Annotated in this window: 12 protein-coding genes; 10 read left to right on the forward strand and 2 right to left on the reverse strand. The window is 45.3% G+C overall.

Translation table 11 applies throughout. The features are described 5' to 3' along the window. The first annotated feature begins 61 nt into the window (after positions 1-61). The 5 genes from accD to ABTV53_RS08940 all read left to right on the forward strand — a co-directional run bounded on the left by accD (position 62) and on the right by ABTV53_RS08940 (position 4564). Positions 62-955 (forward strand): acetyl-CoA carboxylase, carboxyltransferase subunit beta, encoded by an 894-nt coding sequence (gene accD, locus ABTV53_RS08920; RefSeq protein WP_017689494.1) that lies wholly within the window; start codon positions 62-64, stop codon positions 953-955. Then, a complete protein-coding gene (locus ABTV53_RS08925) occupies positions 956-1987 on the forward strand; it encodes an acetyl-CoA carboxylase carboxyltransferase subunit alpha (protein ID WP_433752395.1) in 1032 nt (343 codons plus the stop codon). Between the two features lie 105 nt (positions 1988-2092). Next, positions 2093-3520: a pyruvate kinase gene (gene pyk, locus ABTV53_RS08930; RefSeq protein WP_062833547.1), complete on the forward strand. Its 1428-nt coding sequence runs from the start codon at positions 2093-2095 to the stop codon at positions 3518-3520. A 101-nt stretch (positions 3521-3621) separates the two neighbouring features. Then, positions 3622-4158, forward strand: coding sequence for an acyl-CoA thioesterase (locus ABTV53_RS08935; RefSeq protein ID WP_433752397.1), 537 nt, complete (start codon positions 3622-3624; stop codon positions 4156-4158). Positions 4159-4165: 7 nt separating this feature from the next. Beyond that, positions 4166-4564 (forward strand): FxsA family protein, encoded by a 399-nt coding sequence (locus tag ABTV53_RS08940; protein WP_433752399.1) that lies wholly within the window; start codon positions 4166-4168, stop codon positions 4562-4564. 105 nt (positions 4565-4669) lie between these two features. On the opposite strand, the gene ytvI is transcribed toward ABTV53_RS08940, so the two are convergent. Continuing rightward, positions 4670-5788 carry a sporulation integral membrane protein YtvI gene (gene ytvI, locus ABTV53_RS08945; protein ID WP_433752400.1) on the reverse strand — a complete coding sequence of 373 codons (1119 nt, stop codon included), beginning with the start codon at positions 5786-5788 and terminating at the stop codon, positions 4670-4672. A gap of 531 nt (positions 5789-6319) precedes the next feature. On the opposite strand from ytvI, the gene citZ reads away from it, so the two are divergent. The 4 genes from citZ (at position 6320) to ABTV53_RS08965 (ending at position 10390) form a co-directional block, all read left to right on the forward strand. Continuing rightward, on the forward strand, positions 6320-7432 hold the full coding sequence (gene citZ, locus ABTV53_RS08950) for a citrate synthase (protein ID WP_433752402.1): 1113 nt from the start codon (positions 6320-6322) through the stop codon (positions 7430-7432). Positions 7433-7579: 147 nt separating this feature from the next. Further along, entirely contained in the window at positions 7580-8872 is a 1293-nt protein-coding gene (icd, locus tag ABTV53_RS08955; protein ID WP_076330335.1) for an NADP-dependent isocitrate dehydrogenase, read from the forward strand. A 15-nt stretch (positions 8873-8887) separates the two neighbouring features. Beyond that, entirely contained in the window at positions 8888-9829 is a 942-nt protein-coding gene (mdh, locus tag ABTV53_RS08960) for a malate dehydrogenase (RefSeq protein WP_215076768.1), read from the forward strand. 135 nt (positions 9830-9964) lie between these two features. Beyond that, positions 9965-10390 carry a hypothetical protein gene (locus tag ABTV53_RS08965; RefSeq protein ID WP_017689485.1) on the forward strand — a complete coding sequence of 142 codons (426 nt, stop codon included), beginning with the start codon at positions 9965-9967 and terminating at the stop codon, positions 10388-10390. Between the two features lie 274 nt (positions 10391-10664). On the opposite strand, the gene ABTV53_RS08970 is transcribed toward ABTV53_RS08965, so the two are convergent. Further along, positions 10665-12224 carry a histidine kinase N-terminal 7TM domain-containing protein gene (locus ABTV53_RS08970; RefSeq protein ID WP_433752404.1) on the reverse strand — a complete coding sequence of 520 codons (1560 nt, stop codon included), beginning with the start codon at positions 12222-12224 and terminating at the stop codon, positions 10665-10667. A gap of 407 nt (positions 12225-12631) precedes the next feature. Between ABTV53_RS08970 and ABTV53_RS08975 the strand changes: the two genes are divergently transcribed. Beyond that, positions 12632-13504 carry an SDR family oxidoreductase gene (locus ABTV53_RS08975; protein ID WP_433752406.1) on the forward strand — a complete coding sequence of 291 codons (873 nt, stop codon included), beginning with the start codon at positions 12632-12634 and terminating at the stop codon, positions 13502-13504. Positions 13505-13582: the final 78 nt, after the last annotated feature.

Raw genomic sequence — 13582 nt, forward strand, 5'->3', positions numbered from 1 at the left:
CTGCCACAAGCAGCGCTCTGCAGGTTGCGGCCATCAAATCAACGGCTGGAGAGGTGTAGTTGTGTTCAAAGATATATTCCAGAAGAAACGGAAGTACGCTACCATACCTTCCGAGCGTGCACTTCCCGGCGAAGGCCAGGAAGTCCTAGAACGCCCAAAACGTGAAATACCTGAAGGGCTTATGAACAAGTGCAGCAAATGCGGCACCATTCAATATAGCAAGGAATTGGAGAAGAATCTGAAAGTATGTCCTGCCTGTGGTTACCATATGCGTCTTAACGCTATGGAGCGTATTGCCATGGTACTTGATGATCAAGGATTTGTTGAGTTTGATGCTGATATGATATCGGTTGATCCACTTGGCTTTCCCGGGTATAGCAACAAACTGGAACAACAGCGTCTGAAATCGGGTCTGAAAGAAGCGGTAATTACAGGGGAAGGAACTATTGAGGGCCTGCCTGTAGTTGTGGCTGTCATGAGCTTTGATTTCTTCACAGGCAGCATGGGTTCTGTTGTAGGGGAGAAAATTACCCGTGCCATTGAGCATGCAACAGAGAAACGGTTGCCATTGATTATTTTCTCTACTTCAGGTGGTGCCCGCATGCAAGAGAGTATTCTCAGCCTCATGCAAATGGCCAAAACAAGCGCAGCTTTATCCCGTTTGGATGAACAGGGCGGGCTGTACATTTCGGTCATTACGGACCCAACGACAGGTGGAGTCTCGGCAAGTTTTGCGAGCCTGGGCGATATTAATATTGCTGAACCTGGGGCTGTATTTGGTTTTGCCGGCAGGATCGTTATCGAACAGACCATCCGTCAGAAGTTACCTGATGATTTCCAGACGGCTGAATTTAATATGCAACATGGTCAGTTGGACATGGTTGTGCACCGGAAAGAGCTTCGGGCCACTCTTGGCAAGCTTCTGGATATGCATAGTGAAAAAGGAGGGGTCTAAATGGCGGGTGAGTTGCCATATGAAGCGCCTCTGGTTGAGATGCGCAAAAAGATTGATGAACTCGTACAGTTTGGACAGGAAAAAGGGATCGACTTCACGGACGAGATTGCCCGCCTGGAAGAACGTTATCATAGACTTGAAGAAGAGATCTACACTGGCATAACGGCAGCTCAGAAAATGCATCTGGCCCGGCATCAGCAACGCCCAACGGCGCTGGATCTGATCCAGCTGATATTTACGGACTTCATTGAACTGCACGGTGATCGTATGTTCGGAGACGATCTTGCGGTTGTTGGCGGACTTGCCAAGTTGAATGGAAAGACAGTAACGGTAATCGGACAACAGCGGGGGAAAGACACAAAGGATAATATCGCCCGCTTTTTCGGCAGCGCTCATCCGGAAGGTTTCCGAAAAGGACTTCGTCTGATGAAACAAGCGAACAAATTTGGCCGTCCTATTATTACGTTTATTGATACTAAAGGGGCGTATCCGGGTAATACTGCAGAAGAGAGAGGTCAATCGGAAGCGATTGCTCGCAACCTGATGGAAATGGCGAAGCTTTCGGTTCCTGTTATTGTTGTGGTCATCGGCGAAGGTGGAAGCGGCGGTGCCCTCGCTATGGCTGTGGGTAATCGTGTATTGATGCTGGAACATGCGATCTATTCTGCAATCTCTCCGAACGGCGCTGCTTCGATTCTCTGGAAGGATGCATCCAAGGCAGATCAGGCGGCTGAAGCAATGAAAATAACAGCCAAAGACCTGCTGGAGATGGAAGTCATTGAAGAGATCGTCCCTGAGCCGCGCGGCGGTGCTCATCGGGATTATGAAGCATCTGCTGCTTTCATCAGTGAAGCTTTGGTCCGTCATCTCGACGAGATGACGGGCTGGAGCGGGGATCAGCTGAAGCAAGATCGTTATGAGAAATTCCGTAAAATTGGATCGGTCACGTTTGAACCTCAAGCATCTATTGAAGCTCCTCAAGAGCTTGTAGAAGTCGATGTGGCGAGTAATTTGTCGGGAAATGCTGAATAATGTGACGAATTTCCTATACAAATGAGCTAAAGTATAGTAAATTTAATAGTTGGAAAAAGAAAAATAGATAAAGAGTAATACCTTTAAAATCGGAGGAAACCCAAAATGCGCAAAACGAAAATTGTATGTACCATTGGTCCATCCAGTGAATCTCTGGAGAACACCAAAAAATTGATTATGGCCGGTATGAATGTGGCCCGTCTGAACTTCTCCCACGGTGATTTCGATGAGCACGGCGGACGGATCATTGCGATTCGCCAAGCATGCGAAGAGTTGAACAAAACAGTAGCGATCCTGCTGGACACCAAAGGACCGGAAATTCGGACAGGTAAACTCGAAGTTGAACCGATCGAATTGGTTCAAGACGAGTACATCACTTTGACAACAGAAGAAATTCTGGGCACCAAAGAACGTCTTTCCATTACGTATACAGATCTTCCGAATGATGTTGAACCGGGATCTACAATTCTGATCGACGACGGTCTGATCGGACTGACCGTGGTGGAAGTGCAAGGCACCGAGATCAAATGCCGTATCGTTAACGGCGGATCGATCAAAAGCAAAAAAGGTGTTAACGTTCCGGGCGTTGCCATTTCTCTGCCGGGTATCACGGAAAAAGACGCTAACGATATCGTATTTGGTATTGAGCAAGGTGTCGATTTCATCGCGGCTTCTTTTGTACGTAAAGCAAGTGACGTACTTGAAATTCGTGAATTGCTTGAAAAACACAATGCTGGACATATCCAAATCATCTCCAAAATCGAAAACCAACAAGGTGTCGATAACCTCGATGAGATCCTCGAAGTATCTGACGGCCTGATGGTTGCTCGTGGAGACCTGGGTGTTGAAATTCCTGCGGAAGAAGTACCATTGGTACAAAAACGCATGATCGAAAAATGTAACGTTGCAGGCAAACCGGTTATCACAGCTACACAAATGCTGGATTCCATGCAACGTAACCCGCGTCCAACACGTGCGGAAGCAAGTGACGTGGCGAATGCAATCTTTGATGGTACGGACGCAATCATGTTGTCTGGTGAGACAGCTGCGGGTAAATACCCGGTTGAATCCGTTCTGACCATGTCCCGTATTGCTGAAAAAGCAGAATCTGCTCTGCCTTACCAAGAGTTGTATCTGAAACAACGTGTTGCTCAACAAACAACAGTTACTGAAGCAATCAGCCAATCGGTTGCCCTTTCAGCTCAAGATTTGAACGCAAAAGCGATCATCACTTCAACTGAATCAGGACACACTGCACGCATGATTTCCAAGTATCGTCCAGAATCTCCAATCATCGCTGTGACTACGGAAGACAGAACTTCCCGTCGTTTGGCTCTGGCTTGGGGTGTAACTCCTGTCAAAGGAAGACTGGTTGATTCCACGGATGCTTTGTTCGAAAATGCAATTGAAGGCGGCGTAAAATCCGGACTTGTTAAAGAAGGAGACCTGGTTGTGATCACAGCAGGTGTACCTTTGGGGCGTTCCGGTTCTACCAACCTGATTAAAGTAAGCCAAATTCCAAACAACGCTTAATAGCGTCTTGGATGGAGAAGTAACAGGAAAGAAGCAATGGGGCTTTATTGTCCCGTTGCTTTTTTTCCATCTTATTGACACTTTACAACGATGTAACACGTATGAATGTTAGAGCGAAGGAGGCTGATCACGTGCGAGAACAGAGCAATGGTAGCTGGTATGCGGCACGTCTTCGTGTACGCTATCAAGAAAGTGACCAGATGGGCGTGGTCTACCACGCGAACTATTTGAATTGGTTTGAAATCGGTCGAACTGAGATGATTCGCCAAATGGGGTATACATATCGTAAAATGGAGGAACAGGGGTTACTGCTTCCCGTAACCGGACTGGATGTGAAATATCACAAGCCTGCCCGATATGATGATGAGATTATCATTTTCACCCGTATTGCTGCATTTAGTGGTTTGCGACTGAACTATGAGTATGACATAAGACGCATGTCTGAAGAACCTGATGAGCATATGGCGATTGGAGAACGGGTATGGTTAGCTGATGAATCACTCCCCGGTGAACGGCTGGTTACAGGTTCTACCCAGCATGTATGGGTGAATGGGGATTGGAAGCCAGTACGGCTGGATAGGGCAGCCTCTGAGCTATACAGCGCGCTTGAAAAGGTGTGGCTTTCGGGAAAGGGGTAATACGTCAATGCGAAAATGGATGTGGGCTTTACTCTTAATCATTCCGGTGATTGAATTATTTGGTTTTATTCTGATGAGTGACGGGATCGGAGCCGGAAAGACATTGCTTCTCATGATTCTCACGTCCTTGATTGGTATAGCAATGTTGCAGTTTGAAGGGCGAAAAGTACTTGTGGACGCCAAATCCGAAATGGAGAGTGGCAAGGTACCTGGAAGAAAAATGGTCGATGGTCTTTTTATTTTTGTCGGAGGTTTCTTGCTCTTGATTCCAGGCTTTGTAACCGATCTGATCGGGTTTACACTGATATTCCCATTAACACGTCCGGTTTACCGCCTGTTCTTCCTGGGATGGCTGGAGAAAAAAATGAAAAGTGGCAAAATTACGTTTTATCGTCGTCCAAAATGAAACACCAGTTGATATGCATAATAGAAAGAAAAGGCTCCGCTCAACAAAACATTTCTGTTGAACGAAGCCTTTTCCATTTTTCCTGTGTGCTCATAAAATGATGCCTCATCGGACACGTCCGTTGATGATATACGTTCTGAGGTCGCGTAATACGTTAGCCCGGTTGAACGCATCGAGAATCACGAGACTGACAGGGCCAATAATCAAGCCCAGAACACCGAACAACTTCAAACCCACAAACATACCAACCAACGTGGCGAGTGGGTCAAGCCCTACACTACTTGCAAGTACCTTCGGTTCAATAATCTGACGGGCAATCAATAAGATCAGATAGATAATACTGATGCCAATACCGAGATACAGATCTCCATTCATAAAGAGGTATGCTGCCCAAGGTACCATGACAAGGCCAACACCCAGATAAGGAAGCAGATCGACCAAACCAATCATCAGAGCGATGGTGAAGGCTGAGTTGACTTGCAATATAAGCAGTCCAATCATGACGAATAGTGCTGTAATCGAGATCATGATCAATTGTGCTCTTGCGTATCCGAACAGTGCCTTCTTAAGGTCAGTCCATATGTCGGATATCGGCTTGCGAATGGAAGAGGGCACCCATCCTGCTACGGTAATGCTGTGCCTGGTCCAACTTTTGCTAATGAAGAACGTAGACAACAACACAACGATTAATACTGCGCCCATGTTCGGCAGGGAGGTCAGGAGACTCAGAATCATATTGAAAAATCCAGTGACCAGATCGGTCACGGCTGTACCTACCGTTTCGGTTGTTTTACTAATATTGCTGTTAATGGTTTCCTGGTAGTTGGGATTTTCCTTGTAAAATTCATTGATCTGCGCAGTCAAACTTTGAATGGTGTCATTCTGGGTCCAGCGCACAAACGTGTCCTTGATCTCGTCAACATGAAGATCAAAACTTGTCGTAAGTGAAATGACTTCTCTTACCATGCGCGTAACCGCCGCAGACAGCACCACCGCAATGGCTCCAAAATAAAGGATCAATGAAAGAGTCACAGCCAGCCAGCGGGGGAATCGGACTCGATTCTGAAGCAGTTTCACTAATGGATTCATGGCATAGGCGATAATCCAGGCAATCGCAAAAGGGTACAAAAGCGGGAACAGCAAGTATATGGAAACGGCGATCAGAATGGCCGCAATGATAACCCATAAGCCACGGAGCAGGCGTTTCATTATTATTTTATCCAAGCATCAACTCTCCTTAATTCAATTAAGCCGACCTATGTATGATCCATAAAGCAGTATTAGAAATAGATGGCTATCTTAATTAATATAGAGCATTTACAAGGTTTTGAAACGCCGGGATGTTACCAGAGCAGGTTCAAAAGCGGACTTTTGAACCTACTCTACCGGGATTCTTTCTTTTGCCTAGAGTATGCCTTAGTATTGCAGAATATAGCAATAGAAAGTTCTTCATACGACAGGATTGGTTAAAAAACATTAAATGTCAACCTTGTTTTTGTAAAGGCTTTCAAAAATGCTTTATCACTCCGATAAAGAAGTTTGATGTGCGAATGAACTCTCATCATGTTCACATAAACGACAAAATCCAGTATGATGTTATAAGTAAATACCGATTGACAGATAGGAAAACCGCAGTTTGAAATATTTGTTAATTTTAAAATGAAAATGTTTACAAAAAGAGAATAGGTGCATTTTGGCACTTATATGGCACTCTGGAATGGTTCCTGATTTCGCTTATTAAAGGAGAGATGTAATATGACAGCTACCAAAGGTCTGGAAGGCATCGTTGCAACAACCTCTTCGATCAGTTCTATTGTAGACGGTGTGCTCACATACCGTGGTTACGATATCGACGATTTGGCTGAACATGCCAGCTTTGAAGAAGTTGCCTATTTGTTGTGGTTTGGTAAACTGCCAACAACGGATGAACTGAAATCCCTTCGTAAAAGCCTGAGCGATTACGCGCCGATTCCGAGCGAGTTGATTGCACAAATCCAATTGTATCCGAAAAACGTCAGTACCATGGCAGCACTTCGTTCCGCTGTCTCTGCACTTGCATTGTACGACGAGCAAGCGGATGAGATGACAACGGAAGCGAATGAGATCAAAGCGGTCAAGTTGCAAGCACAGTTGCCAACGATTGTGGCAGCCATCGCCCGCATCCGTCAGGGCAAAGAACCTGTGGCTCCAAAAGAAGGCGCTTCCATCGCAGAGAACTTTTTATATATGATGACTGGTGAAGAACCATCTGAGACAGCAGTGAAAGCATTGGATCAAGCCCTTGTCCTGCATGCGGATCACGAGTTAAACGCGTCAACATTTGCAGCCCGTGTAACGGTTGCTACGCTGTCGGATATCTATTCCGGTGTAACTTCCGCCATTGGCGCACTGAAGGGACCACTGCATGGCGGTGCTAATGAAGCTGTTATGAAAATGTTGAATGAGATCGGTACGCCTGATCGTCTTGAAGCGGCAATTCAGGAAAAACTGAATAATCGTGAAAAGATTATGGGCTTTGGACATCGGGTGTACAAAAACGGTGATCCACGCGCCAAACATTTACAGAAGATGTCCAAGGAACTTGGCGAGATGAACAATGATACGCGCTTGTATGATATGTCTGTGAAGATCGAGGAATTGGTTACAGGACAAAAAGGACTGAAGCCTAACGTAGACTTCTATTCTGCTTCTGTATATACCCAACTGGAGATCGAACAGGAATTGTTCACTCCGATCTTTGCTATCAGCCGTGTGTCTGGATGGACTGCGCATATTTTGGAACAGCTTGCGGACAATCGCATCATTCGTCCACGTGCGGAGTACACTGGCCCTGCAGAACAGAAATACGTTTCTATTGAACTTCGCTAATAGCCGCAAAAACAGTATAATAATATGGACGAGGTGAAGGGTTGGAAAGCAGAGGTGTTACTGGCTTAAGCTCTCAGGACCCTTCTCTCAACAAGACTAGTGGTATGATGAATACTGCATATACGAAACCTAGGAGGAATTTTAACTATGAAATTAGAAAAATTTGCTCACCCAACTGAAGGCGAAAAAATCCAAATTGATAACGGTACACTTCAAGTACCTAGCAATCCAATCATTCCATTTATCGAAGGTGACGGTACAGGCCGTGATATTTGGAAAGCTTCCAAACGTGTATTGGATGCAGCTGTTGAAAAAGCTTATGATGGCAACAAAAAAATCGCATGGTATGAAGTGTTTGCTGGACAAAAAGCATTCGATACATACGGTGAGTGGTTGCCGAATGATACACTGGAAGCCATTCGTGAGTATATCGTAGCGATCAAAGGACCATTGACTACGCCAATCGGTGGCGGTATCCGTTCCCTGAACGTAGCCCTGCGCCAAGAGCTTGACCTGTACACTTGCTTGCGTCCTGTTCGTTATTTCGACGGCGTACCTTCTCCGGTTAAACGTCCTGAGCTGGTAGACATGGTCATTTTCCGTGAGAATACGGAAGATATCTATGCAGGAATCGAGTATGCTGAAGGTTCTGAAGAAGTGAAAAAAGTGATCCAGTTCCTGCAACAGGAGATGGGTGCTAACAAAATCCGTTTCCCTGAGACTTCCGGTATTGGTATCAAACCAGTTTCTTCGGAAGGTTCCAAGCGTTTGGTACGTGCAGCAATCCAATACGCAATTGATCATAACCGTAAGAGTGTTACATTGGTACACAAAGGTAATATCATGAAATTTACCGAAGGTGCCTTCAAAAACTGGGGATACGAAGTGGCTGAAGAAGAGTTCGCTGACAAAGTATTCACTTGGGCACAATATGACATCATCAAAGATAACGAAGGTACAGATGCAGCGAATGCAGCACAAAAAGCCGCTGAAGATGCTGGTAAAATCATCGTAAAAGATGCGATTGCCGATATCGCACTGCAACAAGTATTGACTCGTCCAGGCGAATTTGATGTTATCGCAACATTGAACCTGAACGGTGACTATCTGTCCGATGCACTTGCAGCGCAAGTTGGCGGAATTGGTATCGCTCCTGGAGCGAACATCAACTACGTAACAGGACATGCCATCTTCGAAGCAACTCACGGTACTGCACCTAAATACGCGGACAAAGATGTCGTGAACCCTGGTTCCGTTATTCTGTCCGGAGTAATGTTGCTTGAGCACTTGGGATGGCAAGAAGCAGCTAATCTGATCTACAAAGGTATGGAAACATCCATTAACAATAAAACAGTAACGTATGACTTTGCACGTCTGATGGACGGCGCTACTGAAGTGAAATGTTCTGAATTCGCGGATCAAATCATTAAAAACCTGTAAGGGGAGATGTGAATCTTGACTATTCAGCGCAAAAAAATCACAGTAGTCGGCGCCGGTTTTACCGGTGCTACGACCGCATTAATGCTTGCCCAAAAAGAACTCGGGGATGTTGTACTGGTTGATATTCCTCAACTGGAGAACCCGACGAAGGGGAAAGCACTCGATATGATGGAAGCAAGTCCTGTTCAAGGATTTGACAGTCATATCGTCGGTACTTCCAACTACGAAGATACTGCAGGTTCTGAGATTGTAATCATTACGGCTGGTATCGCCCGTAAACCGGGTATGAGCCGCGACGATCTGGTCAATACGAATGCGGGTATCGTGAAGTCCGTTTGTGAAAATGTGAAAAAATATTGCCCTGATTCCATCGTCATTATTCTAAGCAACCCGGTGGATGCGATGACTTATGCTGCTTATCAGACCCTTGGTTTTCCTAAAAACCGTGTTATCGGTCAGTCAGGTGTTCTGGATACAGCACGTTATTGTACCTTCATTGCGCAAGAGTTGAACGTATCTGTCGAAGATGTTCGTGGATTCGTTCTTGGCGGCCACGGAGACGATATGGTACCCCTCGTTCGTTATTCGAGCGTGGGAGGCATTCCGATCGATACGCTCATTCCGGCTGACCGGATCGAATCCATCGTTCAGCGCACACGTGTAGGCGGTGGTGAGATTGTGAATCTGCTTGGTAACGGCAGTGCATATTACGCACCGGCGGCTTCACTTGTTCAGATGACCGAAGCAATTTTGAAGGACAAGAAACGTATCATTCCAGTGATCGCTTATCTTGAAGGTGAGTATGGCTATAATGATCTGTTCCTCGGTGTACCAACCATTTTGGGTGGTAACGGCATTGAGAAAATATTCGAACTTGACCTGACAACGGAAGAAAAAGCAGGATTGGATAAATCTGCTGATTCGGTTCGCAACGTCATTTCGGTAGTAAATCTGTAAGTTTGAAAACTTTTTGAACAGAAGCTAAAAGAAAACCTCCGGTAAACCCGGAGGTTTTCTTTTCTTTGGATAAGTTCCCCAGTATAATGGGATGTGATGTATAGCACACCGAAAATGTTAAGGAGGATGAAAATTTTGACAATGATTATGTATCTGCTCCATATTGTTGGAGCACTGGCGATGGGATTCTATTTGATTCTGCCATTTGTGGTCGGTAAAATCCGGACCTTGAATGCTGCAGCGCAAGAGGGAGCCTTTGCTTCGCTTCGTTCTTTGAACAAAGTTGCGCAGTATGGACTTGTAATCCAACTTCTTACGGGTGGTTACCTGATGACCAAAGGTGAGTATTCTCATGTCTGGATGGCTGTCGTTGTTGTTCTGCTCTTGGCTATTGCGGCTATTGGAGGAATTATGGGTAAACCCCTGCGACTCGCTGCAGAAGGTGTAAAAAACAAGCGTGATGTGGGTCCTGAGCAAAGCAAGATCCGTATGTTCAGTACACTTCTGGCTGTATTCTTGCTGATCATGGTGTACCTGATGGTGAATAATCAGGTGATCTAAGTGCGTTGTGGACGGTTAATCCACCTTACGAAGATGTATTGTTAGTTGTTGGTTAAGCGTTTGCAGATGTAATTAGGACAAGCAGAATGATATGTAAGATAGCGTTACGGGAAACGAATGAAAAATAGACAGCCACATCGGCTGTCTATTTTTCTTATTACCAAGATGAATCAGCATTCCTTTTTATTGGAGCTTGGTTTATTTGAGTTGGTACTACAGCAATCTTTACCATACATATCATTGTCCATGCTCCATCAGACACGGTCTACATGGGTTAGGGTGTACTCACAGCATATGCACGCACTGCGTTTCGACCATTCCTCTTGGACTCATACAGCGCAGTATCAGCGTCGCGTAACAAGGACTCTAGCGAATCTGACCCTCCATTGTACTGGGCAATACCAAAGCTTGAGGTCAGCGTAATAGGTACTCCCTTAACATCCAGGGGGTCATTCAACAAGGCAACTCTCAGTTGTTCGGCAAGTTTCTCGGCTTCTTGAAGCGAGGTATTCGGAAGAGCGATGACAAACTCTTCTCCTCCATAACGGGCGAACAACATCTCAGGGCTTAAATAACGATTACAAACAGAGACCACATGAATGATGGCCTGATCGCCAACATCATGCCCGTAGGTATCGTTGATGCGTTTAAAGTAATCAATATCAAATAAAATAAATGAGACAGGTTGAGGAGTAAGCTGAGCTTCACTCAAAATCTCCCGTCCTCTATGCAAAAATTGAGTGCGATTATAGATTTTGGTCAGACCATCGAAATAAGCCAGTTGTTTCAGCTGTTCTTGCATGAAGCGTTGTTCCGTTATATCGATTAACATAATCAGACTGCCCACAGGCTGTGCATCCTTGTTATACACGTAAGATGTCCTGACCTGATAACAGACGGTCTCTCCGTTTAACTGCCAGTACAGATCGGTTTGCAATCCTTCCCTGCCGTATTCAACGGGAAATGTCTTTCCAGCAAGATTAAGCCAGATGTCATCCAAGGGTTGGCCAATCATGGTTGTATCAAGCTCTGGCAACATGTCACGTAGAGATCTGTTGTAATCGACCAGTCGATTGGAACTATCCAGTACAATAACACCTTCACGCATGCTCTCGAAAATACTGTCTTTGGCGATGGGTACGATGGTCAGGAGACGAGAGGATAGTATGGCCCAGATATACATGGCAGATGTGATACACATGAGTACGGGGACGGGGTCCATCCCGCCTGGGGTCAAACCAAGCAAATACAGAAAAGCTGCGACCATAGGAATAATCTGTGAAGTAATTAGTGTAAGTAATTGTCGACGGTACATCTTCTTGGTGTGTTTCCATTGACCGATCAGAATGAGGCAGGCACACAACAGACAAGAAAACGTGAATGCGCCGTGTACAACATACCATTGACCTACTGCGATATCCATTAGAGGTACGGGACTATCTTCTCTCAGCCATACTTTCTTATAAAAGAGATGATGAAAATTATTGGTTGCTACCATACATAGTGTAATGGAAGGGATTACAAACAATGCGGAAGTGACCTTTTTGGATAACGTTTTTCCTGTGTACTTTATCATCAACATGAGGCCAAGAGATGCGGAGAAGGGCATGCCTATATACTCCACGGTGGTCCAAAACATCATCTGCTGGAGCGTGGTGCTGGCGAGCTCAATCGCATAACCAAAAGTGTATATGGAGAGTGCCGCTGTGTAGAGAATGAATATTTTGGCACTGGGGATTTCGGATCTTCTGAAATAGGTATATAAACACAAAAAGACATTCAGCACGGCTGAAGTGGCTACGAGTGTTATATATGAATTAATATGCGATTCCATTGGCAGGTCTCCATGTTAGGTTAGAATGATTAAACCAGTAAAAATGAAAATTAAAGCACATCAGTATACTGTACATTGTACATCAGCCCAAGCAGCATAGGAATACACTTTGTGTCATGAAACAGTCTAATTTCGAATTAATTTCGAATTTTGGCAAAACAGGCATTGAAGAAAATCGGTTGTTTGATATCCGAAGAGAGTGGTAAATAACGAATAGAAGGTAGGACGCTGATAGAGACAGCACGTTGAGGCTTAAGTTGCTGCTCATCACAGAAGAATAATCTGGACTGTTCATGCCATCCTACAGAATGAGACTTTTTCAGAGAACGAAAGACAAGGAAAGACACAGTTGGAGTCCATGTCTTCTGTAATCCAAACATGATCACATTTTGAGAGGAGAATGTTAGATGTCAACCAATACACAACAAAATCAAAAAACAATGCCAGCACAGCACCAGGATCAACGCCCCGGAATTGAATCGGAGATGCATCCCAGACCGGAGTTTGAAAAGCCTGAATACAAGGCAGCAGGTAAACTGACAGATAAGGTAGCGCTCATTACAGGGGGTGACAGTGGGATCGGACGTGCTGTTGCCGTTACGTATGCCAAGGAAGGCGCAGATGTCGCAATTGTATACTTGAGCGAGCACGAAGATGCCAAGGAAACGAAGCGTCAGGTCGAACAAGAAGGACGCAAGTGCATCTTGATTGCAGGTGACATCGGCGATGATGGCTTTGCGAAGAAATCGGTTCAGCAGACAGTGGATGAACTGGGCAAACTGGACATTGTCGTGAATAACGCAGCGGAACAGCATCCACAGCAGAATCTGGAGGATATTACGCCAGAACAATTGGAGCGTACATTCCGTACCAATATCTTCGGCATGTTCTATGTGACGCAGGCAGCCCTGCCACACCTGAAGAAGGGCAGTACGATTATTAATACAACATCCATCACAGCCTATCGCGGAAGTCCGACCCTGCTTGATTATTCATCTACCAAAGGAGCAATCACTTCGTTCACTCGTTCGCTATCGATGAATGTGATTGAGAAGGGAATTCGTGTCAATGCCGTTGCCCCAGGGCCGATCTGGACCCCGCTCATTCCATCCACATTTGATGAGAAAAAAGTAAGCGAGTTTGGCGCATCGCAGCCAATGAAGCGGCCAGGACAACCGGATGAACTGGCTCCCGCCTATGTATATCTAGCTTCAGATGATTCTTCGTATGTAAGCGGACAGGTGATACATGTGAATGGCGGCGAAGTGGTGAACGGATAATACGTTAAGAACGTTTAGAAGCAGTATAGATGAGAATAAATATAGGATTGATTATATAGAGGCGTATCGCTTTCAGCA

The sequence above is a fragment of the Paenibacillus amylolyticus genome (assembly GCF_050990605.1).
Taxonomy (GTDB): Bacteria; Bacillota; Bacilli; order Paenibacillales; family Paenibacillaceae; genus Paenibacillus; species Paenibacillus amylolyticus_H.

Bases quoted from the DNA above. Each gene is read 5' to 3' on its own strand.
- ABTV53_RS08970 (WP_433752404.1), bottom strand. From the start codon at position 12,224: ATGGAATCGCATATTAATTCATATATAACACTCGTAGCCACTTCAGCC.
- ABTV53_RS08925 (WP_433752395.1), top strand. From the start codon at position 956: ATGGCGGGTGAGTTGCCATATGAAGCGCCTCTGGTTGAGATGCGCAAA.
- citZ (WP_433752402.1), top strand. From the start codon at position 6,320: ATGACAGCTACCAAAGGTCTGGAAGGCATCGTTGCAACAACCTCTTCG.
- pyk (WP_062833547.1), top strand. From the start codon at position 2,093: ATGCGCAAAACGAAAATTGTATGTACCATTGGTCCATCCAGTGAATCT.
- ABTV53_RS08975 (WP_433752406.1), top strand. From the start codon at position 12,632: ATGTCAACCAATACACAACAAAATCAAAAAACAATGCCAGCACAGCAC.
- icd (WP_076330335.1), top strand. From the start codon at position 7,580: ATGAAATTAGAAAAATTTGCTCACCCAACTGAAGGCGAAAAAATCCAA.
- ABTV53_RS08940 (WP_433752399.1), top strand. From the start codon at position 4,166: ATGCGAAAATGGATGTGGGCTTTACTCTTAATCATTCCGGTGATTGAA.
- ABTV53_RS08935 (WP_433752397.1), top strand. From the start codon at position 3,622: ATGAATGTTAGAGCGAAGGAGGCTGATCACGTGCGAGAACAGAGCAAT.